This is a genomic window from Aeromonas sp. FDAARGOS 1406 (assembly GCF_019048565.1).
Taxonomy (GTDB): domain Bacteria; phylum Pseudomonadota; class Gammaproteobacteria; order Enterobacterales; family Aeromonadaceae; genus Aeromonas; species Aeromonas caviae.
Genome location: NZ_CP077378.1, coordinates 4388213 through 4411674, shown reverse-complemented (window position 1 = coordinate 4411674; position 23462 = coordinate 4388213). Strand labels below are relative to the sequence as shown.

Sequence of the window (23462 nt, the reverse complement as noted above, 5' to 3'; positions counted from 1 at the left end):
GCCGTGTCGGCGGGCTTTTTATGGCTGAAGCAAGGCGCTTGGCGCAGATGCTTCTCTCTTACAACACCTTGGCGATGGCGTCGCAGAGGGGATCAATGTTGGCGCGGGTGATGCCTGCCACGCTGATCCGGCCGGAGCCGACGATGTAGATGGCGAATTCGCTCTTGAGGCGCTCCACCTGATCCTTGGAGAGACCGGAGAAGGAGAACATGCCGTTCTGTTCGCGGATGAAACTGAAATCCTGGTTCACCCCCCGCTCGGCCAGCTTCTCCACCAGCAGCTCACGCATCTCGCGAATGCGCACCCGCATGGCGGCCACTTCTTCCACCCACTCCGCATAGAGGGCCGGGTCGCTCACCACGGTGGTGACAACGGCGGCGCCGTGTGACGGCGGGTTGGAGTAGTTGGCACGAATGACGGTCTTCACCTGGGTGAAGGCGACGTCGGCCACCGCCTTGGTCGCGCAGACCAGGGTGAAGGCGCCGACCCGCTCGTTGTAGAGGCCGAAGTTCTTGGAGAAGGAGCTTGCCACCAGCAGCTCGTCGTGGCACTCGGCGAAGATGCGAAGGCCTTCGGCATCCTCTTCGATACCCCGGGCGAAGCCCTGATAGGCGAAGTCAAAGAGCGGCAGCCAGCCGGCGGCAGCACTCTGACTGGCCAGGGCACGCCACTGCTCGGTGGTGGGGTCGATACCGGTCGGGTTGTGGCAGCAGCCGTGCAGCAGCACCAGATCCCCCGCCTGCGCGTCAGACAGGGAGGCCTGCATGGCGGCGAAGTCGAGCCCCTTGGTGGCGGCGTCGTAGTACTTGTACCACTTGACGGTCAAACCGGCCGCCTGGAACACGCTGACGTGGTTCGCCCAGGTGGGATCGGAGATCCAGATGGTCTTGGCGAGATTGTTGCGTACCACGAACTCGGCGGCGATGCGCAGGGCACCGGTACCGCCCGGCGCCTGCGCTGTCTTGGCGCGGCCGCTGGTCACCAGGGCGGCATCACGGCCGAACAGCAGTTGCTGCACGATGCGGCCGTATTCGATATTGCCTTCGATACCGAGGTAGTTCTTGGTCTTCTCGTCGGTCAAGAGCTTCTGCTCGGCTTGCTTGACGCAGTGAAGGATAGGAGTGGCACCGGTCTCATCCTTGTAGATACCGACCCCCAGATTGATCTTGTGGCTGCGAGTGTCGGCACGGAAGGCTTCGGTCAGGCCCAGGATCGGATCCGCTGGGGCGGCAACAACCTTTTCAAACATGGTATTCCCTGTAGTCCGTTGAGTTCGTTGGCTGGCAAAGTAGGTTGGCAAACAAAAGCGCCCGTCCAGGGAGCGCTTCGTCAGCTCTTTATACCACTGCCTTCCATAGGGGAAAACCGCTTTCTCGGCGCCGCCTCAACCAATCCCGTGCCAATCCGGTGCCAGGGCACACACCTCGACCGACAGACCCCGATTCGACTCCACCAGATCATTGCACTGCGCCAGCAGCGCACGGGGGATACGGCTCGGCTCCCAGGGCCGGCCATCCCCCAGGGGAACCCCGTAAGCCGCCTTGATGGGCACCAGATCCCGGGGCAACCACCAGCTCGCCGGTCTCCCCAACCGCTGGGCCAATGCCAGTACTCTGTCGACCCCGGCCGGATCCAGGGCGGTGAGGTGGCTCCAGAGGGTCTGGGGCGGCAAGGCGGCGATCAGGGGCTCCAGCGTGCCGGGATCCTCGGCGGGATACCAGACCAGCAGGGCGTCGGCGGGCAGTGGCAACTCGGCGAAGGCGCCGACGGCATCGGTTGTGATCACCCGCTGTATCTCCCCCTCTCCCCAGAGGATCTTGCCAAGCTGCGCCAGGGTGCGGGCTGGCAGCGCCACCTCCCCCAGGGTCTGGAGCCAGGGGGCGGCATCCAGCAGGGTGCCGCCGCTGAGAAACAGGCTGAACGGCCGTGCGGCCCGCAGACGAAGGGGCAGATCACTGCAAAGCCGGATCCCCTTGTCTTCGAAGTCGATCTGCTCGATGGGGCTGAAATGGCCCTCCCCCTTGCGATACAGGGCCGCCAGCACCCGCTCGTTGACCCTCTCCCCCAGTTGCCAGCCGTGGGATTGCAGCCACTCCTCGGGTTCCGGCGGGGCACTGGCCATCTTCGCCAGCATCAGCTCCCGGGTCAGATAGCGGTGCCCGGCAGGGGTGAGCTCATAGTGATGATTGCCAAGGGCCAGCAGCAACTGGTTGTCCCGAAGCATGCCGATGAGCGGCTGCCATTGACGACCGCGAACAGCCTGGGGGCCGCCTCTCAGCAACTGCTGTGCCAGCGCGCGCCACTCGGGGTGGGTGAAATCGATCAAAGGCATCCTTCCCTGTCGGCCAATCTGCTTCAACAAATTGAATAATCTAGCGATTTACCAGAGGAGAACCAAGGGTGCAAAGAAGACAACGTGATATGGCGCAGGGCCAGAGGACGAAAAGTGGTGAAGGGGCCAAAAAACAGAACGGCCAAGCAAGCTTGGCCGTTCATCAACTAAATCAGCGCAGAGGCTAGATTAGAAGTTGTATTGCAGGGCAACAGTGAACTCGTCGTCCTTGTCGTTGATACCCTGGATTTTGTACTCGGTGTACGCCTTGAACTTGGAAGTGAAGTTGTACTGCACGCCCAGCAGGGTTTCGTCGACGATGTCTTCGTAAGAAGAACCGGCGGAGTTGGACAGTACCTTGCCTTCGGCGAAGTTGTAACCGGCCAGGAAGGTCCAGGCGTCAACGTTGTAGGAAGCAGCCAGCTCGTAGCCACGGCCCTTGTCCTTGTTGTTGCCTTGGGTGGTGTTGTCGTAGCTCAGGTCACCCTGGGTGTACATACCGGCGAAGTAGAAACCGTTGATGGCGTAGTGTGCGCCCAGGGCCCACTCTTTCTTGTCGCCAGAAGCGGTGCTGACGGTGCTTTCCAGGTCGGAGTAAGCGTAACCGGCGTTCAGGCCCAGACCGAAGTCGAAGTCGTAGCCAGCAGCAGCGGCGTAGCCGTAGTTGCGCTTGACGTTCGGACCGTAGACGTCGGTTTCCTTGATGCCTTGACCGATGTCAGTAACCTTGACGGCTACGTCATCGTTGGTCTGGTAGGACACTTTGCCCTTGAAGCCACCGAAGGTGTTGGAGTAGATGATCTGGCCTTCTTGACGACCGTCGTAGAAGTTACCTACGTCACCCCATTCGTTGAAGATATCGGTCGGCTCCAGCACGTCGTAGAACGCGGTGTCGGTCTGGCCGAAGATGATCTTGCCGTACTGGGTACCGTCCAGGCCGACGTATACGTGACGGGAGTTGAACTTGTTGTCAGAGTTTTCGGCGGATACTTGCCACTCGGTCTTGGCGATACCGGACCAGGTGTTGTTCAGGCCGACTTTGCCGGACCAGCCCAGACGGGAGGAACCAACCAGTTCAGCGTCGGTATCGTCGTGTTCACCGTAGTAGTTGGCTTGAACACGGCCATAGATATCAAAAGAGGTACCGTCTTTGTCGTAAACGACAGCAGCGTTGGCTGCGGATGCGAACAGAGCCGGGATAGCAATAGCCAGAATTGTCTTTTTCATAGTTTCCAATGCCTACTGTAATTAAACACTAAGTCCTTGTTATTCCCTGTGTTAGCGATGTTCTTTGCATCACTATGGCGCCGAGACTATCACCGGGTTTTCGAATCCGCAATGAAAAAACTTGGAACTTTTTATGAAAACCATAGTCACAGGGAAAAATTTGTGAGCTGAATCTCACAATGTTTGCCCCATCAGGGAAAACGTTTACAGCGATACTCTCTGCCTGAATCCCTCTTTTTTGGTGGTTTATTGCAACCCCCTGTTCCCTCATAACATATGTGCAAAGCCAGGGCTGACCCAACTGCTTCTCCCCTGCCTCGACCCGGGCCGCCTGTTGCGGGTATCCTGTTGCCATCCACACCGACACGGCCACACCTTCTTTATGCTATCGACTCGCCTCAAAGCCACCATCCGCAATACCTATCGCCAGATTGCCGATGGTTTACCCGGTTTTGTGCCGCGCAAGGAGCAGAATTTCCTGGTTGCCGAAATCGCCAAGACCCTGACAGGAGAATATGACAGGAGTCGCCGCATCCTGGTGGCCGAGGCAGGCACCGGCATCGGCAAGTCCCTCTCCTATGCCCAGGGGGCCATACCAGTGGCACGGCTGACCCAGAAGAAGCTGGTGATCTCCACCGCCACCGTGGCCCTGCAGGAGCAGCTCATCCACAAGGATCTTCCCTTTTATCACCGTCACAGCGAGCTGCCGTTTCGTTTCATGCTGGTCAAGGGGCGCCAGCGCTACTGCTGCGAGCACCTGCTGGAGCAGGCGGCAAACGGCAGCGAGATGGCCAATTTCGAACTCGACTTCGGCGCATTGAGCAAACACAAGCCATCGGATGCTGACAAAGCGTGCTACCAGGGGCTGTGGCAGGCCTACACCGAAGGCAAGTGGGACGGGGATCGGGACAACTGGTCCAAACCCATTCCGGACCCGTGCTGGGATCGCATCGCCGCCGACCGCCACACCTGCAACAAGGCCCTGAGCCACCATCAGCACTGCCCCTTCCACCGCGCCCGCAACGACATGGACGCAGCAGATGTGCTGGTGGTCAACCACGCCCTGCTGCTCTCCGACCTCACCATGGGGGGCGGCATCATATTGCCGCCGCCGGACGAGTGCATCTATGTGCTGGACGAAGCCCATCACCTGCCCACCATCGCCCGGGATCACGGCGCCGCCAGCGCCAGCATCAAGGGATCCCGCCGCTGGCTGGAAAAGCTGGTGCAAAGCGCTGGCAAGCTGGCCAGAACGCTGAACAAGGAGAGCCTGCTCGACCCCCAGCTCAAACTGCAGGATGCCCTGGCCTCTCTCCAGCCGGATCTCAAGGCCCTCGAGCAGTGGCTCGCCAGCAATGATCACCTCTTTGGCGGCGAGCCCCACCACAGATTCGCCGATGGGGTGCTGCCGGATCCCCTGCCCATGCTGGCGGAAAACCTCAAGGAGGCGAGCAAGAAGGCACTGAGGGCGCTGGACAGAATGCAGGGGGCCATCGGCGAGGCGCTCAAGGATGGCGACATCCGTCGCAAGGAGGCCGAGCCTCTGCTGGCGGAGAGCGGTTTTCACTTGCAACGGCTCGAGAGCTTCTGCGCCCTCTGGGAGATGCTGAGCCGCCATGTTCCCACCGGCAAGACCCCCCTCGCCCGCTGGATGGCCAGAAGCGAGGACGGGGACATCTGGCTGCACGCCTCCCCCATCGAGGTGGGGTATCTGCTGGAGGAGTGGCTCTGGTCCCGCTGTCTCGGGGCCGTGCTGGTGTCGGCGACCCTCACCGCCCTCTCCTCCTTCAGTTATTTTCGCCACCAGGTGGGGCTCAAGGAGCATGACGGCACCCGCTATCTGCGGCTGCGCTCCCCCTTCGACTACCACAAGGCCGAACTCTATCTGCCCAAGATGGCCCATGAACCCAGTGCCCCCGCCTTCACCCAGGAGTTGATCGATACCCTGCCCCGCCTGCTGGCAGGCAAGGAGGCCAGCCTGGTGCTCTTCTCCTCCTATCGCCAGATGAACGAGGTGGCGGTGGGGCTGCGGACCAAGGGGATGTCGCTCCTGGTACAGGGGGAAGCGTCCCGCAGCGCCCTGCTCCTCTTGCACAAACAGAAGTGCGACGGCGGCCAGGCCAGCATCCTCTTTGGCACCGGCAGCTTCTCGGAAGGGCTGGATCTGCCTGGCCACTACCTCACCAACCTGGTGATCACCAAGCTCCCCTTCGCGGTGCCCAACTCCCCCGTGGAAGAGGCAACCGCCGAGTGGATAGAGCAGCGCGGCGGCAACCCCTTCCTGCAACTGACGGTGCCGGAGGCGTCGCGCAAGCTCATCCAGGCCTGTGGCCGCCTCATCCGAAAAGAGGCGGATCGGGGGCGGGTCACCATCCTGGACCGGCGCCTGCTGACCAAGCGCTACGGCAAGGGGCTGCTGGACGCCCTCCCCCCCTTCACCCGACGCATCGAGTGACACGGCTGACGCCCGCCATGCGATCCCCTGTCTCTCATGTCAGGAGGGGGCAGGAAGATAGAAGAGCACGCTGCCCGCAGGACTCGGGGCAGCGGGATCCACACCCCGCACACCGGAAGGCGCCATAAACGGCTATTGCCGCTGTGGGGCAAACCTGTAAAAATGACCCCCTATTTTTCAGTGGGCAATTGCCTGACTGTTCAAGGAGATGAAATGAAACTGACTGTTCTGGTACCGGCCCTGGCTGGTCTGTTGTGGGCAGGTAGCGCCCTGGCCGCTAGCCAACTGGAAATTACGAATCCCTATGTCATCCAGCTGCTCGATGGCGAACCCGTCAACCCCCAGCTGCTCGACAAAGCCACCGTCTTCTCCCTGGAGCCCGGCAGGCACCAGGTCGTGGTCGCCTTCGAGGGCAACTACTCCAGCCGCAGTGAAACCAAGCTGGTCACCGCCGAGCCCCTGGTGATCAACTTCACCGCCGCCGACAACCAGCAACTCTTCCTCGACTTCAAGAAGCCCCGCAAGGAAGAAGAAGCCAAGCGTTTCGTCAAGGAACAGAACGTCGTTCTGAAAGACAAATCCACCGGCCAGGTCCTGAAATCCGAGCAGTTCGTCATGCCGACCGTGGGTGGCTTCCAGCTGACCCGTGACTATCAGCAGGAGCTGCTGAAGATGGGCAAGGCCTTCAACCAGCCCAAGACCGTTTCCGTCTCCACCGCCGCCGTGATGGCTGCCGCCAGCGCACCGGTGGAAGTGGCCCCGAGCAAGGCCATGAGCAACCCGGAAGCCCTGACCCAGCTGCAGAGCTGGTACAACAAGGCCGATGCGGAGACCCGCAAAGCCTTCCAGATCTGGGTGATCCAGCAGCAGTAAGGCGCATCGCACGCCTGCATCGAGGGGAGCCTGGCTCCCCTTTTTCATACCCGTTCATGGCCGATGCTTCATGTCACTGCGCATCTTCTATCACCCCCACTACTCCGCCCTGACACTGCCCGAGCGTCACCGCTTCCCCCTGGCCAAGTACCAGGCGCTGTTTGAACGCCTCGTCGCCCTCGACTATCCGCTGGCACAGGCCACCCCTGCCAGCCGTGAGCAGATAGAGAAGGTGCACGATGCGGCCTATGTACAGGCCGCCCTCGCCGGCACCCTCGATGAAGGGGCCATTCGCCGGCTCGGCTTTCCCTGGTCTCCCCTGCTGATTGAACGTACCCTGCACTCGGTCGGCGCCACCCTGGCCGCCAGCCGCCACGCCCTTGCGCAGGGCTGCGGACTGCAGATCTCCGGCGGCTATCATCACGCCCACCGGGACTTTGGCAGCGGCTTCTGCCTCTTCAACGATCTGGTGGTCGCGGCACGAACCTGCCTGGACGAAGGACTCTGCGAGCGGGTGCTGATCGTGGATCTCGATGTCCATCAGGGAGATGGCAGCGCCGCCCTGTGCACGGGCAGCCGCGACATCATCACCCTCTCCCTGCACGGGGAACACAACTTCCCCCGCCACAAGCCGGCCTCCCATCTGGACTTTCCCCTGCCAAACGGCATGGAGGACGACGCCTATCTCGAGACCCTGGACCAGGCCCTCGCCCTTGCTCATCGCCTCTACGCCCCCGACTTCATCCTCTATCAGGCCGGGGTGGATGTGCACCGGGACGACGAGCTAGGCTACCTCTCCCTGAGCGACTCAGGCGTGCGCCAGCGCGATGCCATGGTCTTTGACTCTGCGCTTCGCCACGGGCTGCCCATCACCGCCGTACCGGGAGGGGGTTACCGGCGAGACTGGCAGCAGTTGATCCCGCTGCACCTCTCGCTCTTCGAAGCAGCAAGGCACCGGTTTGGTTGAGCGGCACCGCCCGGCCCATGATGAAAAAAGGCGACCCTTGGGTCGCCTCTTCTATATCCAGTGCGCAGGGATGATGACGCCGTCTGCCCTCAGGCATGGGCCATCGGCGTCGGGTGCTCGCCCATCTTGCGCAGCAGCATCAGCAGATAGACCAGGGAGACCCCGGCAATCACCATGAACAGCAGATGATCCGAGTAGTGCTGCATCAAGAGCGCCGTCAGGGTCGGCCCGAGCAGGCTGCCGATGGTGTAGCTCAGCAGCAGCGCCTGGTTCATGGCCACCAGTTGATGCTGCTCCACCTTCTCGCAGGCCCAGGCCATGGCCACCGGATAGAGCGTGAAGCCCGCGGCCCCCAGAATGAACAGCGTCGGTCCCATGGCCGCGTTGCCGAGCATCGCCATGGCCCCCAGGATCACCACCAGCACCTGTACCCGCAGCACCGGCAGGCGCCCGAAACGATCCGCCAGACGTCCCACCGGCCATTGCCCCAGGATGCCGGCGCTCACCATCACCGCCATCCAGTAGCCGATGGCCCCGTCGCTCACCCCCTGGTGGTTCAGATAGAGCGGCATCAGACCATAAAGCCCCCCCAGCACGATGCCGGAGAGGATGCAGCCGTTCACCCCCAGACGCGACTGACGCAGGCGCAGCATCGGCCAGACCGGAGTCCTGGCCTGGTGGTTGCCTGACGGACTGGCGATGCGGGTGAACAAGAGCGGCAACATGGCCGTCAACACCAGGGCGGTCACCCAGGGCAGCACCGCCATCAGCGACGTCGGCACCTTGCTCACCAGCAGTTGCCCAAGCACAGTGCCCACGTAATAGACCATCATGTAGGCAGCCAGCAGGCGACCCCGATTGCGGGCGTTGCCGCTGCACATCAGCGCGCTCTCCACCACCACCCAGATCATGGCGCAGCCGACTCCGGCGATGAATCGCCAGGCGAGCCAGCTCCAGAACACCACGGTAATGCCGAGCCCGACGCAGCCTGCGGCAAAGAGCGCACTGGCCAGGTAGTAACTGCAATTGAAGCCGCAGCGGGCGATGAGTCTGCCCGCCAGCAGGGTTCCCAGCAGGTTGCCGGTGAAATAGGAGGAGCCGACCATGCCGACCTGCCAGGTGGGCAGATGCTCATGGGCGAGCCAGAGCGGAACCAGGGTATTCAATACCGCGATGGCCAGGGTCAGCAACAGCAGGCCACAGAGCAGGAGCAGCACCGGGCGGGAGTATGTGGTCATGGATAGAACCGTGGGGAGAGGCAAAATGCGAGCGCATCATGCCACCGCCTGTGCCTTTGTCAATCGGCACTGAGGCCGGGTCGCAAGGTTTTTCTGCCCACCGTGATGGCAACGCGGCACGGCCCTCCCCTGACGGGAGCCTCATCCCCTTGATTGGCCGACACCTTGGTCATGATGAGGGGAAGCGGGCGGTTGAATATCGACTCTGTGCCTCCCTCACGCCAGAGCGCCATGACCAGAAGAGGCGGCCCAGGGCCGCCTCTTCTTGCTATCAAGCACAACCTATCGTGCACAACGCCGGTCAGCGCTGGCGCTTCTTGGCGTACTTGCGACGAGCCCGGGCCTGGCGCTCCTCTTCCCGCTCCGCCTTCTCCCTGGCTTTCTGCTCAGCCTCGGCCTCGGCTTCCACTATCTCGACGCTCACCATCTCTGGCGTCTCCAGGGAGATCCGCCCCAGCATGCCGGACCGGAATTCATTGACCAGGATTTCCGAGGCCTTGTGCAGATCCGCAAGCCCCCCCTTGCGCATGAAGCCGCGCTGACGGGCAATGAGATCCAGCAGCTCGATCTCGGTCTCCGGCAGCTCGCTCAGCTGGTAGCGTGCCTTGATGCGCTCCGGATAGGCCTTGATGAAGTAATCGGCGGCAAACATGGCGATGTCGGCGTAATCGAAGACGGTATCCTTGATGGCCGCCGTGATCGCCAGTCGATAACCGCAGGAGGGCGGGTTGAGCTTGGGCCACAGGAAGCCAGGGGTGTCCGTCAGGATGACGTGGTTGTCGAGCTTGATCCGCTGCTGGGACTTGGTCACCCCCGCCTCGTTGCCGGTCTTGGCGATGATGCGCCCCGCCAGGGTGTTGATCAGGGTGGACTTGCCCACGTTGGGGATGCCCATGATCATGGCTCGCACCCCGCGCAGCTCGAAGTTGCGCTCCGGCAGCATCTCGTGACACAGGGTCAGCAGTTGCTTGATCATCGTAGGCTCCTGCTGGGTCAGGGGCAGTGCCTTGATCCCCTTTTCCTGCTCCATGTGGGCCACCCAAAGCGCGGTGATCTCGGGGTCGGCAAGGTCTGCCTTGTTGAGCACCTTGATCACCGGCGTCTCCCCGCGCAGCTCCGGCACCAGGGGGTTCTCGCTGGAGAAGGGGATGCGGGCGTCGAGCATCTCGATGATGACATCGACCTGGGGCATGACCTCTGCAATCTCTTTGCGGGCCTTGTGCATGTGGCCGGGGAACCAGTTGATGGACATATCCGTTACTCTCTCATTGGCATGCGGTCCCCTCTCGGGGCTGCGGGCGCTCGGGGTTGCGGGTGCGTGGTGATGCGCCAGACCGCTGGCACTCATCGCAAGGGGGCGCATTTTACCTGCTGCGGCCCCGATTTGACAGGCTATTCTGGCCGGGTGTTGTCACCCGGGTGGCCGGATGCCCACCACGCCAGCGGGAGGTGAGTGGCAAAACACAATCAACATAACCCATTGATATAAGAAAACATTTGCAAGGCGCTTTCACCGTATTGTCATCTCTCTTCACTAAAAGTGTCATCTGCCCCCTCTAGGCTGCGCTCAGGTTTCACAAGGAGCGAACCCCAATGAGAAAGATGGCAGGACTTGCAGTGATGATAGGCGCCGCCCTGGCCGCCGGCTGCAACTCCAACAACGACAGCAACACCCCGGAATCCAGCGCCAAGAACGTGATCTTCTTCCTCGGCGACGGCATGGGTCTCAACACCCTCACCGCCTCCCGGATCTATGGCGTCGGCGAAGAGGGCAGCCTCACCATCGACACCCTGCCGGAAACGGCCTTCATCAAGACCTTCTCCCACGATGCCCAGGTGACCGACTCGGCCCCCTCCATGGCGGCCTACATGACCGGGGTCAAGAGCAACAACGGCGTCATCAGCATGGACAGCGACGCCACCCAGGAGAGCGATTGCAGCCAGAGCGGCGGCAAAGCGGTGACCACCCTGCTGGAGCTGGCCAAGGCCGATGGCCGTGGCACCGGCGTGGTCACCACCACCCGGGTCACCCACGCCACCCCGGCCGCCACCTATGCCCATATCTGCAACCGGGATCTGGAGGCTGATATCGCCGTCCAGATGGTGCCGGGGGGCAGCGGTTACAACAGCGCCCTGAAGGAGGGGCTGGATGTGGTGCTCGGGGGCGGCAGCAGCTTCTTCCTGCCCAGTGCCGACAAGGGCAAGCGGACCGATGGCCGCAACCTCATCGACGAGATGAAGGCGAAGGGCTATCAGTTTGCCGCCACCCTGGACGAGCTGAACCAGGCCGATGCGAGCAAGCCGCTGCTGGGCCTGTTTGGCTCAAGCCACATGAAATATGACCTGGACCGGCCCGCCAGCGAGCCGTCACTGGCCCAGATGACCCTGGCTGCCATCAAGCAGCTCAAGGGCAAAGAGAAGGGCTACTTCCTGATGGTGGAAGGGGGGCGTATCGACCACGCCCTGCACGACACCAACGCCAAGCGCGCCCTGCAGGATACCCTCGCCTTCGACAACGCCATCCTGGCCGCCATCAATGAAGTGAAGAAAACCGATCCCGAGCTGAAAAACACCCTGATCGTGGTCACCGCCGACCATGACCACACGCTTGTGCTCAACGGGTACGCCAAGCGCACCGGCAAGACCACGGCAGGCAATGCGGGCGTGCTCGGGCTGGTGAAGAACTACGAGACCGGCGAGCCGAGCAAGGATAGCGATGGCATGCCCTACACCATCATCGGCTTTGGCAACGGCTACAACCGAGTGGATGGCCCGCGCAGCAGCGTGGCGGCCCTCGACGACGCCACCACCTCCGCCGACGACTATCACCAGGAGGTGGTGGTCAAGGTGGGCGAGATAGGCAACGAGACCCACGGCGGTACCGATGTCTTCCTCGGCGCCATCGGCCAGGGGGCGGAGCGCTTCCACGGCTCTCTCGACAACACCGCCGTGTTCGGCAAGATCAAGGCTGCGGCCAAGCTGTAAGGGATTATCAGGATGAACATCACCATGAAAAAGACGCTGGTCTGCACCGCCCTGCTCGGCACGCTTGGCGGCCTCTCCCAGGCGCACGCCGCCGATGCCAAGAACGTCATCCTCTTTATCGGTGACGGCATGGGTCCCACCGTGCTCACCGCCACCCGCCTGTTCAAGGTGGGGGAAGAGGGGGATCTCGAGATGATGAAACTGCCCCAGAGCGCGCGCATCAAGACCTTCTCCCACGATGCCCAGACCACGGACTCCGCCCCCTCCATGGCGGCCTACACCACCGGCGTCAAGATGAACAACGAGGTGATCGCCATGAGCAGCGACACCAGGGCCGTGGCACCGTCCAAGGATGCCAACGGCAACAAGGGCATCAACAACTGCACCAGCGACAACGGGAGCCCGGTGCCCACCATTCTCGAGCTGGCCAAGGCGGCGGGCAAGTCGGTGGGGGCCGTCACGACCACGGAGCTGACCCATGCCACCCCGGCGGCGACCTATTCCCATATCTGTCACCGGGATGCGGCCTACGCCATCGCCGAGCAGGCGGTACCGGGCGGCGCCGGCTTCAACCAGGCGCTGGGGGATGGGGTCGATGTGCTGATGGGGGGCGGCGCCAACCACTGGACGCCCTACAGCGCCAGCAACAAGGGCGGCCGGGCCGACGGCCGGGATCTCACCGCCGAGCTGACCGCACGGGGCTACCGCTATGTCACCACCAAGGATGAGCTCTCTGCCGTCAACTCGGGCAAGGTGCTGGGGCTGTTCAGCACCAAGTCCCACCTCGACTACGAACTGGACCGCGTCGCCAAGGGGGCGGCCAGTACCCAGCCGTCCCTCTCCGAGATGACCGCCAAGGCGATCGATCTGCTCAGCCAGAACAGCCAGGGCTACTTCCTGATGGTGGAGGGGGGGCGTATCGACCACGCCCTGCATGCCACCAACGCCAAGCGATCCCTGACCGATGCGGTGGCGCTGGACGAGGCGGTCAAGACGGCCCTCGGCAAAGTGGATTTGAGCGATACCCTGATCGTGGTTACCGCCGACCACGACCACACCATGACCATCAACGGCTATTCCGCCAAGGGCAACAAGGTGCTGGATCTGGTCAAGAACGCCGATGGCTCGACCCAGAACGACGCGGACGGCAAGCCGTTCACTACTCTGGTATTCGGCAACGGCCCCAACCGCCAGGACCAGCGTCCCACCCTCACCAGCGATGAGGTGATGGCGGATGACTACCTGCAGGAGACCGGGGTCAAGCTCAGCTCCGAGACTCACGGCGGTGGCGATGTGATGTTGTTCGCGGGCGGCGCCGGCAGCAGCCAGTTCAAGGGCACCCTCGACAACACCCGGGTGTTCGGCAAGCTCAGGGAGGCCCTCGGCCTGTGATAAAGGTGCCCGGCACCGCGCCGGGCACCTTTTCCGTCGAGCGAGAGACGATGATGAAATATCTGCTTTCTTTATGGCTGCTGGGCAGCGCCCTCTCCTTCCCCCTCCTGGCCGACGAGGTGCCCGATCTGGCCGCCCGCATCCGCTACGTGGACAGGGTGACCGGCAGCGACGGCATCACCCGGGAGAGCCAGTGGCAGGAGAAGTGGCTGCGGGTCGGTGACCAGGTGTGGAGCCAGCGGCTCATTCCCGTTCCCCTGGCCCGTGCCTATCACGCCACCCACGATGCCCGCCACGGCCACAAGCACTTCACTCACCAGATGGCGGCGCGCTGGGTGACCCGCAGCGAGGGAGACGCACTCCAGTTGCGCTACGCCGATGCCTGGCACAACCAGCTGGTAGAGGTGCCGCAGGAGGAGTACGGCCAGGTGGCCTTCAAGCCGGAGTGGGCGCGGATCCGCCACCTCATCAACCCTGCCCTGTTAGAGGGAATGACACCGCTGGATGAGGCCGCCCCCGACCAGGCGAACTGGTATGAGACCCGTGAAGGTCGCCAGCGTACCCGCATCCTCTGGTCGAGCCGCTGGCAGTTGCCCCTGGTGGTGGAGTCGGCAAGCCTCGACGGTTATCGCAGCTACCGGATGGAGGTGACGCTCAAGCCGCTGCCAAAGACCCTCCCCTGGCAGCAACTGGCAGGGTACCAGACCCTGGACCTGCGGGATTTCTTCGACTGATCCCCCCAGGCGGCAATCGCCTGGCTGACATGGCGTAACGGGATGTTACACTCTCTGTACTCATCCCGGATCCGAACATCCATGCGCCTTGTTACTCTGCTTCTGCTGCTCTCTCCCCTGATCGTCTGCGCCTTTTCGGCCCGTGCCGTGGTCGTCGTGGCCGCGGACATTCCCCCCTATGTGATCCGCGCCCAACAGGGTGCGCCGAGCGGCATGGCCATCGAGGTGCTGGAGGAGGCTGCCCGCCGCCTCGGGGAACCGCTCGAGATCGAGTTGATGCCGCTGGCTCGCGCCCTCAGCCAGGCCAGCCACCGCCCGGATGTCCTGTTGTTGCCCCCGGCCCGAAATCCCCAGCGCGAACCACTGTTTCTCTGGATTGCCCCCCTGCTGGAGGAGGCCTTCGTGCTGGTCAGCCATCGCCGTCACCATCCAGCGCCGCTCTCCATGAAGACGCTGCCAGGCCTCACCGTTGGCGTGATGCGTGGCTCCCATAGCCAGAGCCTGATCCAGCCGCTGACAGGGGTGACCCAGGAGCTGGTCACCGAGGAGGTCAGCAACGCCAGCAAGCTGGCGCGCGGCCGCATCCAGGCCTGGGCGGTGGCCTGGAACACCGCCCGTTACAACCAGCAGCGGGCGGGTCTGCCGCTCCCGGATCTGGTGCGGGGCGAGACCTTGCAGCAGAGCACCCTCTACCTGGCCGCCAGTCCCCGCTTCTCCCGCAGCGAGGCGCTGCGCTGGCGCCGGGTCATTCAGGAAATGAGGGAGGATGGCAGTCTCGCGCGCATCCTGCACCAGTACGATTACCAGGCTCCCTGATGAGAAAGTCAGCCCAATTGCCAAACCACCCCAGAATGGTTATGGTATCTCCATGAAAGCAATCATGATTTTTTCCAGTACGCTCACACCCCGCTGAGCCCCCGCCCTCGCCCCGCTGCGCGAGTCGCTCGGGGGCATCGCTTTTGCTGTCTGCTTTTTACCCTTGCACCGTTTTTTGTCGACCAGTCTGCCCGTCATCCTGGTCCCTTCAGTCATTGATAAGGAAATACCCTATGAAACAGCCTCATCTCGTCATCTCCAGCCTGGATCTGGATCGCATCGAACAGCTGCTTGGCAACCACCCCCAGCACCTTGCCCTGCAAGAGGAGCTGGATCGCGCCGAGATCCGCGAACCCGCCGACATGCCGCCGGACGTGGTGACCATGAACAGCACGGTGCGCTTCAAGATGCAAAACAGCGGCAACGACTTCTGCCTGACGCTGGTCTATCCGAAGGATGTGCAGGGGGACGAATCGAAGATCTCCGTGCTGGCGCCAGTGGGCAGCGCCCTGCTGGGGCTCAAGGTGGGTGACAGCATCGCCTGGCCGGGGCCGGCCGGTCGCACCATCCAGGTGGAGATCCTGGAAGTGGTCTATCAGCCGGAACGCGCGGGGGAGCTGCACCGCTGACAGGCTGCCAGGCTGCCATTCAGATCTGATGCGACCAGGTGGCTGACTCGGTATGCCTTTGTCCGGTCGGAGCTAAGGGCCACCGGCCGGGCATGACCTGACGGGGGATCAGGCCCCCTGACAGATCCGGTTCTTGCCCTCCCGCTTGGCCTGATAGAGAGCGCGATCTGCCTGGCTGAACAGGGTGTCAAAGTGCCATTCGCGGGCGCTGGGCGCCCACCCCAGGCTGGCCGTCACCCGGACCCCCTTCAGCCCCAGCGTTTCTATCCCCTGGCGGATCTGCTCGCAGCGCGCCTGCTGGGCCAGGGGGTCCCGCTCGGGCAACAGCAACACAAACTCTTCCCCGCCGAAGCGGCTGGCCACCAGATCCCGCTGGCCGGCAAGATAGCGACCCACCGCCTCCAGCACCCTGTCCCCGGTCTCGTGACCGTGGCGATCATTGATCTGCTGAAGTCGTCGAGATCCAGCACCACCAGCGCCCCCAGCCTTGCCATCGTCACGCAGTGATCCATGAAGCCCCGCCGGTTCAGGAGGCCGGTCAGGGGATCCTGGCTGGCCTGTCGACGCAGGGCCAGGGCCCGGTACTGGGTACAGAGCAGCAGCACCCCGAAGGTCGACAGATAGTTGCCCATCAGCATGGAGAGGAAGGGGAGCACATTGACCGCATGCTGATCCATCAGGACCCGCACCTCGCCGCCGAGCAGGGCCCCCATGCGCACCAGATTGAAACCGTAGAGCAGGATGTTGACCACGGTGAACACCAGCACCGCAGGCAGATAGTCAGGGTAGCCATGGCGCCAGATGAGCCAGACAATCACCGCCCCCACCATCATGTAGCTCAGGCAGGCCAGCAGCACCCGGGGGGCCATCTTGTCGTTGAAGATGACGCTCCAGCAAAGGATCAGCAGGTAGACCAGCATGAAGAGGGTGAAGGCCCGCCAGTTTGGCGGCTCCCCGAAGAAGCGCTGGATGGCGAGTGGCATCAGGGCGAGGCAGAAGGTGATGAGCAGGTTGGCCAGCCAGATCCCCGCGATATGGGGGGCAAATGCCTGCATGAAGAAGAGCGATTGCGCCGCCAGGGCACAGAGGCTGGACCACCACCAGAGCCCGAGACCGGGTATTTCCCTGTGGGTCCACCAGATGATGGAGAGGGTGATGAATCCCAGGCTGTAGCCCCCGAGGGCCATCAACATCAGGGTAAATACGTCCAGATTGAGCAGAATTGAGGCGTCCATTCCCGAACCTTCCAATGGGGATGGCTGAGTATATGGGAAGCCCATGACAAGACACAGAGGGAGCCTATGGGCCGGGCAAAAATATTTGCCCAGCTCGCACGCCCTACTCCCCTTGAAGCGGGCCGGACAACGCCCTGTCTGTGCCCGGATTTTCCACCGAGACGGCCGCCGGATATTTTGCACTTGAACCGGCGCCATTAGATAGATATGTTGTTTTCATGTGGTTTTATGAGTCACCACGACGGATAAAAGTCTCCATAACTTATTGAGTCTTCTGGCACAAACAGGTTTTGGTACATTTTTCATCCAACGAACCATTCATAGAATCTCATATGGGGCTTTTGCCCCGACCAAGACAATAATCCTGTCTTGCCTGCTGCCGGATGCAGCAGTCTCTTGTGCCATGGAGTCGCACGGGAGCAGGTTCAAGGCCGACCACATTTACGACAGAGACGTCATTTATGATCAAAAAACTCATTCTTTCTACCCTGCTGCTGTGCGGGCTGGCCAACGCCGCGCCCACTTCCACCCTGGATGCCGTACTGGAGCGCGGTGTGCTGCGGGTCGGCTTCGATGCCGGCTATCAACCCTTCGAGATGACCAACAAGCAGGGCCAGTACATCGGCTTTGACGTGGATCTCGCCAAGATGGTCGCCAAGGAGATGGGCGTGAAGGTGGAGTTCGTCAACACCGCCTGGGACGGCATCATCCCCGCGCTCTTGACCGACAAGTTCGACGTCATCATGGGCGGCATGACCGTCACTCCCCAGCGCAACCTGCGCGTGAACTTTGCCGATCCCTACATCGTCGTCGGCCAGACCATCGTGCTTCGCAAGGACAAGGCGGGCGAAATCAAATCCTTCCAGGACCTCAACGATCCCAAATACAAGATCGCGGTCAAACTCGGCACCACCGGCGAGCAAGCGGTCAAGCGCATGATCCCCAAGGCCACCCTGCTGCAGTTTGAAACCCAGGATGACGCCAAGCTGGAAGTGATCAACGGCAAGGTGGATGCCTTCGTCTACGACCTGCCCTACAACGCCATCTTCGCGTCCCAGAACCAGGGCGCCGTGGTGCACCTCGACAAGCCGTTCACCTTCGAGCCGCTGGCCTGGGCCATCCGCAAGGGGGATCAGGACACCCTCAACTGGTTCAACAACTACCTGCGCCAGATCAAGGGCGACGGCAGCTACGACCGTCTCTACAAGAAGTGGTTTGAATCCACCGCCTGGCTGAACCAGCTCAAATAACCTCTCAAAGGGGCGGCATGCCGCCCCTTCACGCAGACTCCCCACACGATAACGACAAAAGAGGTTGTGACAGTGATCAACCCCAAACTCACAAGACAGATGGAAAAACAGCCCAATCAGCTGCTCTGGCACGGGATCTTCCTGCTGCTGGTGCTGGCCGCCATTTTCGGCATCTACAAGGCCGTGCAGGCCGTGGATTACACCTGGCGCTGGGAACGCATTCCCCAGTACATCGCCTATCAGGCAGAACAGAAACACTATGCCGAGTTTGACGGCGCCGTGGTCGCGGACAAGGGACAGCTCTTCCTGCAAGACGATCTCGACCCCAGCCGCCGTCAGGCCATCGCACCCAAGGGCTCCCAGCTGGCTGAAGGGGATACCGTCTTCCTCGGCGATACCCTGGATGTGCAACTGAGCTGGACCGCCGGCCCCATCGCCTGGGGCGTCTGGGTCACGGTCAAGCTCTCCCTGGTGGCAGGCATCTTCGCCATCCTGCTTGGCACCCTGGCCGGGCTCGCCCGCCTCTCCCCCAATCCGGCCCTGCGCAACCTGGCAGTGACCTATGTGGAGCTCATCCGTGGCACCCCGTTGCTGGTGCAGATCTTCATCGTCTATTTCTTTATCGGCACCGTGCTGAACCTCGACCGATTCACCGCTGGTGTGGCGGCGCTCGCGGTCTTCACCGGCGCCTACGTGGCGGAAATCGTGCGCGCCGGCATCAGCTCCATTCACAAGGGGCAGATGGAAGCGGGCAGAAGCCTTGGCATGACCTCGGCCCAGACCATGCGCTACGTCATCCTGCCCCAGGCCTTCAAACGGGTGCTGCCACCGCTCGCGGGTCAGTTCATCAACCTCATCAAGGACTCCTCTCTGGTCTCCGTCATCTCCATCACGGATCTCACCAAGGCGGGGCGCGAAGTGGTCAGCTCCACCTTCAGCCCGTTCGAGGTGTGGTTCACCGTGGCCCTGCTCTATCTGGTGCTGACCGGCACTCTCTCCTTCCTGGTGCGTCGTCTGGAGGTGAAATATGCGCGCAGCAACTGATCCCGTTATCAAGGCGCCATCGGTGTCGAAATGTTCTGCCATCACCGGCACTCCCTGCCCCTTCCCGGTGCGTCGTCTGGAGGTGAACTATGCGCGCTGCAACTGATCCCATCATCAAGGCGACCGGTGTAGAGAAGTTCTACGGCACCGAGGTGCACGCCCTGAAAAACGTCAGCACCCAGGTGGCCGAAGGGGAAGTGGTGGTGATCGTGGGGCCGAGCGGCTCGGGCAAGTCCACCTTCCTGCGCACCCTCAACCAGCTGGAGACCATCAACGATGGCAATATCGTGGTCGACGGCATCAGCCTCACCGAACCCGGGGATGTCAACAAGCTGCGGGAAGAGGTGGGCATGGTGTTCCAGTCCTTCAATCTCTTCCCTCACCTGACGGTGCTGGACAACATCACCCTGGCCCCCCAGAAGGTGAGAGGGCTCTCTCGCCAGGAGGCTGAGGAGCGGGCCAAGGCCCTGCTGCTCAAGGTCGGTCTCTCCAACAAGGCCCAGAGCTACCCCTCCCAGCTCTCCGGCGGCCAGCAGCAGCGGGTGGCCATCGCCCGGGCGCTCGCCATGCAGCCGCGCATCATGCTGTTTGACGAGCCCACCAGCGCCCTCGACCCAGAAATGGTGGGAGAGGTGCTGGACGTCATGAAGGGGTTGGCCCGCGAAGGGATGACCATGGTGGTGGTGACCCACGAAATGGGCTTTGCCCGGGAAGTGGCGGACAGGGTGCTCTTCATGGAAAGCGGCGAGTTGCTGGTGGACGAGAAACCCGCCGACTTCTTCGACAATCCCCCCTCCCCGCGCCTGCGCCAGTTCCTGAGCCAGGTGCTATAACCCGCGATGCACCAGCACGAAGAGGGAGCCCATGGCTCCCTCTTCTATGCTTGCCTTCTTCACCCCCCCCAGATCATCTCCCTGGCGCATTCCTTTTCGCAGCCTTTTGCCATCGGGTTGTCACCACGCCAACGAGCAAGGATGTTAATGAAATTTTAAATTCATCCGGTATGCTGACATCCAACTGGTCCAACCGGATGGCTCACATGGATGTGCAACTGCTCCTGCTCTACCTCTCGCCTCTCTTTCTGGTCTTCATCGGCTGGGAGATGCTCTACCTGCGAAAACACGGCACCGCCTATCCCACGGCGGGCTACCAGTGGAAGGATCTCTTCGCCAATGCCACCCTGGCACTAATGCATCAGGGGGGCGATGCCCTGGCAGCCATTGCCATCGCCTATCTCTATGACACCCTCTGGGGCTGGCGACTATTCGATATCGAACTAAACCTCTGGAGCCTTTTGCTGCTCTTTCTGTTGCAGGATCTCTGCTACTGGCTGTTCCACTTCGCGAGCCACCATGTGCGCTGGCTCTGGGCCTCCCACGTGGTGCACCACAGCTCGGAGCGGCTCAACCTCTCCACCGCCTTTCGCCAGAGCCTGATGTATCCGGTCTCCGGCATGTGGCTGTTTTGGATCCCCATGATCCTCATCGGCTTCCCCCCCGAGGCGGTGGTGGCCACCGTGCTCTTGAGCCTGGGTTTTCAGTTCTTCGTCCACACCCAGGTGGTGGGCAAGCTGGGCAAACTTGAATGGATCTTCAACACCCCCTCCCACCACAGGGTGCACCACGCCAGCAACGCCAGATACATCGATCGCAACTTCGCCGGCGTGCTCATCATCTGGGATCGGCTGTTTGGCACCTTCGTGGAAGAAGACTTGGGCGAGCCGTGCCGTTTCGGCATCACCAAGCCAATCCACAGCTTCAACCCGCTCACCCTCACCTTCCACGAGTGGCGCGACATGCTGCAAGAGGCCCGTGGCCTCCCCTGGCGGCAAAAGCTCGCCGTGCTGTTTGGCAAACCGACGGGCCCCACCAGCGGTTGACCCACCGACCAGGATAAAAAAAGAGCGCCCAGGGGCGCTCTTTTTCATGACAGGGACACCCCCCGGGTCAGACGTGAACGAAGGACCAGACGGCGGGGATCAGGCTCAGCAGCGTCACCCCGGCCAGCAGCCGTTCGCGCCCGCTGAGCCGCTGTTCGGCACCGAGCTGGCGACGGCTGTAGAGAAACAGCAGCAGACCCGGCCCGTAGAGCAGAAGCGACAGCAGCAGGTACTCCACCCCGGCGGCGTAGAGCAGCCAGAAACCATAACCGCTCGACACCATCGCCACCACCCGCATCAGGCCGCGGCCCTGCCCCCCCTTGCCACTGAAGACCAGCTTGAGCAAGAAGAGGCCGATGAGCAGGTAGGGCACCAGGATCATGGAGGTGGAGATGAGCAGCAGGTTGGTGTACCCCTTGCCAAGCAGCCACACCAGCAGCAAGCAGCCCTGCACCGTCAGGCTGGTAAGCCAGAGCGAGGCGATGGGGGTGCCGTTGCGGTTCTCACGCCGGAAGATGGCCGGGAAGGCCCCGTGACGCGCCGCGCTGAACGGCACCTCGGCCGAGAAGAGGGTCCAGCTCACGTAGGAGGCGAGCACCGACACGATGAGGCCGGCGCTGATGAGCAACTTGCCCCAGGAACCCGTCATCTGGGCCATCAATCCCGCCATGGAGGGGTTGGGCAGGGCCGCAAGCTCCGGGCGGCTCAATATTCCGAGCGCCAGCACCGAGATGAGCACATAGAGCAGCAGCGCCAGCACCACGCCGAGCACGGTGGCGGTGCCCACATCCCGCTTGTTTCTCGCCCGGGCCGAGAGCACAGCTGCCCCTTCGATACCGGTGAAGACCCAGAGGGTGATGAGCATGGTGTTGCGCACCTGCTCGGAGACCGGTACCGCCAGGGTGCTGCCCTCCTGATCCGCCGCAAAGGTGACCGGATCGAACCAGTAGCAGGCGAACAGGATGAACAGCAGCAGCGGCAGGCTCTTGGCCAGGGTCGCCACCAGATTGAACAGGGCCGCCTGCTGCACGCCGCGGGCCACCAGCAGGTGCACCGCCCAGAGGATGCAGGACTCGCCGACAAAAGCTGCCAATGTGTTGCCCTCGCCAAACCAGACCCGCTCCGGCGTGTCGACGAAGCTGCCCAGCGCCGCGAAGGCGATCACCAGATATCCCACCACGCCGATGGTGGCACAGAGCCAGTATCCCCAGGCGGAGAAGAACCCCACCAGCTCGCCAAAGCCGGCCCGGGCATAGCTGTAGATGCCGCCGTCGAGCTCGGGTTTGAGCCGCGACAGGTAGAGGAAGCTCATGGCCAGCGCCAGTATGCCGACCCCGGTGACGGCCCAGCCGATCAGCACGGCGCGGGCGCCCGCCACATCGGCCATGTTCTGGGGCAGGCTGAAGATGCCGGCCCCCACCATGGAGCTGAACACCAGCGCAGTGAGGGACCAGAGCCCGATCTTGCTCTCTTTCATGGGCGCTCCTTAACGCAGCCGGCTGGCCAGCGCCTCGATGTGTTCCGGGCCGATGCCGCAGCAGCCGCCGATGAGGTTTGCCCCGGCTCTGCGCCAGCGCTCGGCCCAGCCGAGGTAATCCAGCGGCCCCAGATCGCCACGGATCTCGTCCAGACCGTCATTGGCAGTCGCCTCCTTGGGCTGGGGCGGGAAGGCGTTGGCATAGGCGCCGAGGCGAACGTCGGTGCGCCCCTGAACCTGCAACGCGGCGACGGCCACCTTGAGCGCCCCTTCAATCACCTCGGGCTGGCAGCAGTTGAACAGGATGGCATCCACCCCGGCCGACGCCAACGCGGTCACGGCATCCGCCACCCGCTCGCCGGAGCGCAGGGTGGGCTCACTGCCCGGCGCCTCGTCTTCCAGAGTAAAGGAGACCCAGAACGGCTTGCCGTCCTCGGGCAGCAGGGCCTTGAGGGCCAGGGGCTCGGCGATGAGGCTCATGGTCTCCGCCAACCAAAGATCCACATGGGGTGACAGGGCCCGGATAAGTGGTGTCGCCAGCTCGCTCACCCGTTCGGCCTGATAGAGGTCCGCACGATAGGAGCCAAAGAGCGGCGGCAAGGAACCGGCCACCTTGACGGATCCTCCCTGTTCGTCGGCCACGTCTCGAGCCAGTTGCCCGGCCAGGGCTGCAAGTGCCTCCCCTTGGGCGGCAAAGCGCGCCTCGCCGATATGGAAGGGCACCAGGGCATAGCTGTTGGTGGTGATCACCCGGGCACCGCTCGTCGCATAAGCCTGGTGTACCTCGCGCACCGTCTCGGGCGCTTCCATCAGCGCCAGTGCCGACCACTCCGGTTGACGGAACGGCGCACCACGCCGCGCCAGTTCACGGCCCATACCGCCATCGAGTACCCACAAATCCTGCTTGTCCATCTCTGTCTCTCTGCGTC

20 protein-coding genes and 1 pseudogene are annotated in these 23462 nt (G+C 62.6%); 13 read left to right on the top strand and 8 right to left on the bottom strand.

The window, feature by feature from the left end; translation table 11 throughout:
* Positions 1 to 58: 58 nt before the first annotated feature.
* The 3 genes from I6L36_RS20750 to I6L36_RS20740 form a co-directional block, all read right to left on the bottom strand.
* Positions 59 to 1249: an amino acid aminotransferase gene (locus I6L36_RS20750; RefSeq protein ID WP_041213134.1), complete on the bottom strand. Its 1191-nt coding sequence runs from the start codon at positions 1247 to 1249 to the stop codon at positions 59 to 61.
* A gap of 135 nt (positions 1250 to 1384) precedes the next feature.
* Entirely contained in the window at positions 1385 to 2326 is a 942-nt protein-coding gene (locus tag I6L36_RS20745) for a hypothetical protein (RefSeq protein WP_069652548.1), read from the bottom strand.
* 195 nt (positions 2327 to 2521) lie between these two features.
* Positions 2522 to 3559 (bottom strand): porin, encoded by a 1038-nt coding sequence (locus I6L36_RS20740; protein WP_039040270.1) that lies wholly within the window; start codon positions 3557 to 3559, stop codon positions 2522 to 2524.
* Positions 3560 to 3941: 382 nt separating this feature from the next.
* Here I6L36_RS20740 and dinG point away from each other — a divergent pair, with 382 nt between their 5' ends.
* The 3 genes from dinG (at position 3942) to I6L36_RS20725 (ending at position 7854) form a co-directional block, all read left to right on the top strand.
* Complete coding sequence (gene dinG / locus I6L36_RS20735; protein WP_216986889.1) at positions 3942 to 6014, top strand: ATP-dependent DNA helicase DinG; 2073 nt, start codon at positions 3942 to 3944, stop codon at positions 6012 to 6014.
* A gap of 213 nt (positions 6015 to 6227) precedes the next feature.
* The gene (locus I6L36_RS20730; protein ID WP_039040268.1) at positions 6228 to 6887 is read left to right on the top strand and encodes a DUF2057 domain-containing protein; all 660 of its coding nucleotides are present in this window, start codon (positions 6228 to 6230) and stop codon (positions 6885 to 6887) included.
* A gap of 70 nt (positions 6888 to 6957) precedes the next feature.
* Entirely contained in the window at positions 6958 to 7854 is an 897-nt protein-coding gene (locus I6L36_RS20725) for a histone deacetylase (protein ID WP_216986888.1), read from the top strand.
* 89 nt (positions 7855 to 7943) lie between these two features.
* On the opposite strand, the gene I6L36_RS20720 is transcribed toward I6L36_RS20725, so the two are convergent.
* Positions 7944 to 9092: an MFS transporter gene (locus I6L36_RS20720; protein ID WP_216986887.1), complete on the bottom strand. Its 1149-nt coding sequence runs from the start codon at positions 9090 to 9092 to the stop codon at positions 7944 to 7946.
* Positions 9093 to 9393: 301 nt separating this feature from the next.
* Positions 9394 to 10344 (bottom strand): ribosome biogenesis GTPase YlqF, encoded by a 951-nt coding sequence (gene ylqF / locus I6L36_RS20715; RefSeq protein ID WP_041213141.1) that lies wholly within the window; start codon positions 10342 to 10344, stop codon positions 9394 to 9396.
* 341 nt (positions 10345 to 10685) lie between these two features.
* Between ylqF and I6L36_RS20710 the strand changes: the two genes are divergently transcribed.
* The 5 genes from I6L36_RS20710 (at position 10686) to rnk (ending at position 15648) form a co-directional block, all read left to right on the top strand.
* A complete protein-coding gene (locus tag I6L36_RS20710; RefSeq protein ID WP_039040264.1) occupies positions 10686 to 12077 on the top strand; it encodes an alkaline phosphatase in 1392 nt (463 codons plus the stop codon).
* 24 nt (positions 12078 to 12101) lie between these two features.
* Complete coding sequence (locus tag I6L36_RS20705) at positions 12102 to 13469, top strand: alkaline phosphatase (RefSeq protein WP_216986886.1); 1368 nt, start codon at positions 12102 to 12104, stop codon at positions 13467 to 13469.
* Between the two features lie 50 nt (positions 13470 to 13519).
* The gene (locus I6L36_RS20700; RefSeq protein WP_216986885.1) at positions 13520 to 14203 is read left to right on the top strand and encodes a hypothetical protein; all 684 of its coding nucleotides are present in this window, start codon (positions 13520 to 13522) and stop codon (positions 14201 to 14203) included.
* 81 nt (positions 14204 to 14284) lie between these two features.
* Positions 14285 to 15019 carry an ABC transporter substrate-binding protein gene (locus I6L36_RS20695; RefSeq protein ID WP_180321339.1) on the top strand — a complete coding sequence of 245 codons (735 nt, stop codon included), beginning with the start codon at positions 14285 to 14287 and terminating at the stop codon, positions 15017 to 15019.
* A 233-nt stretch (positions 15020 to 15252) separates the two neighbouring features.
* The gene (gene rnk, locus I6L36_RS20690) at positions 15253 to 15648 is read left to right on the top strand and encodes a nucleoside diphosphate kinase regulator (RefSeq protein WP_010675253.1); all 396 of its coding nucleotides are present in this window, start codon (positions 15253 to 15255) and stop codon (positions 15646 to 15648) included.
* A gap of 108 nt (positions 15649 to 15756) precedes the next feature.
* Here rnk and I6L36_RS22325 read toward each other — a convergent pair.
* Positions 15757 to 16883, bottom strand: a pseudogene (locus tag I6L36_RS22325) (GGDEF domain-containing protein).
* A 461-nt stretch (positions 16884 to 17344) separates the two neighbouring features.
* Between I6L36_RS22325 and I6L36_RS20680 the strand changes: the two are divergent.
* The 5 genes from I6L36_RS20680 (at position 17345) to I6L36_RS20665 (ending at position 21056) form a co-directional block, all read left to right on the top strand.
* On the top strand, positions 17345 to 18133 hold the full coding sequence (locus I6L36_RS20680; protein ID WP_010675255.1) for a transporter substrate-binding domain-containing protein: 789 nt from the start codon (positions 17345 to 17347) through the stop codon (positions 18131 to 18133).
* A gap of 99 nt (positions 18134 to 18232) precedes the next feature.
* The gene (locus I6L36_RS20675) at positions 18233 to 19177 is read left to right on the top strand and encodes an amino acid ABC transporter permease (protein WP_202211927.1); all 945 of its coding nucleotides are present in this window, start codon (positions 18233 to 18235) and stop codon (positions 19175 to 19177) included.
* The gene (locus tag I6L36_RS22210; protein ID WP_258555843.1) at positions 19161 to 19283 is read left to right on the top strand and encodes a hypothetical protein; all 123 of its coding nucleotides are present in this window, start codon (positions 19161 to 19163) and stop codon (positions 19281 to 19283) included. The genes I6L36_RS20675 and I6L36_RS22210 overlap by 17 nt, the downstream gene beginning before the upstream one ends.
* A complete protein-coding gene (locus tag I6L36_RS20670) occupies positions 19267 to 20010 on the top strand; it encodes an amino acid ABC transporter ATP-binding protein (RefSeq protein WP_010675257.1) in 744 nt (247 codons plus the stop codon). The genes I6L36_RS22210 and I6L36_RS20670 overlap by 17 nt, the downstream gene beginning before the upstream one ends.
* 206 nt (positions 20011 to 20216) lie before the next feature.
* Positions 20217 to 21056 carry a sterol desaturase family protein gene (locus tag I6L36_RS20665; RefSeq protein WP_180911048.1) on the top strand — a complete coding sequence of 280 codons (840 nt, stop codon included), beginning with the start codon at positions 20217 to 20219 and terminating at the stop codon, positions 21054 to 21056.
* A gap of 67 nt (positions 21057 to 21123) precedes the next feature.
* On the opposite strand, the gene I6L36_RS20660 is transcribed toward I6L36_RS20665, so the two are convergent.
* Both I6L36_RS20660 and I6L36_RS20655 read right to left on the bottom strand, forming a co-directional pair.
* Positions 21124 to 22533, bottom strand: coding sequence for a basic amino acid/polyamine antiporter (locus I6L36_RS20660; RefSeq protein ID WP_052815414.1), 1410 nt, complete (start codon positions 22531 to 22533; stop codon positions 21124 to 21126).
* Between the two features lie 9 nt (positions 22534 to 22542).
* The gene (locus I6L36_RS20655; RefSeq protein ID WP_128318264.1) at positions 22543 to 23445 is read right to left on the bottom strand and encodes a homocysteine S-methyltransferase family protein; all 903 of its coding nucleotides are present in this window, start codon (positions 23443 to 23445) and stop codon (positions 22543 to 22545) included.
* Between the last annotated feature and the right edge of the window lie 17 nt (positions 23446 to 23462).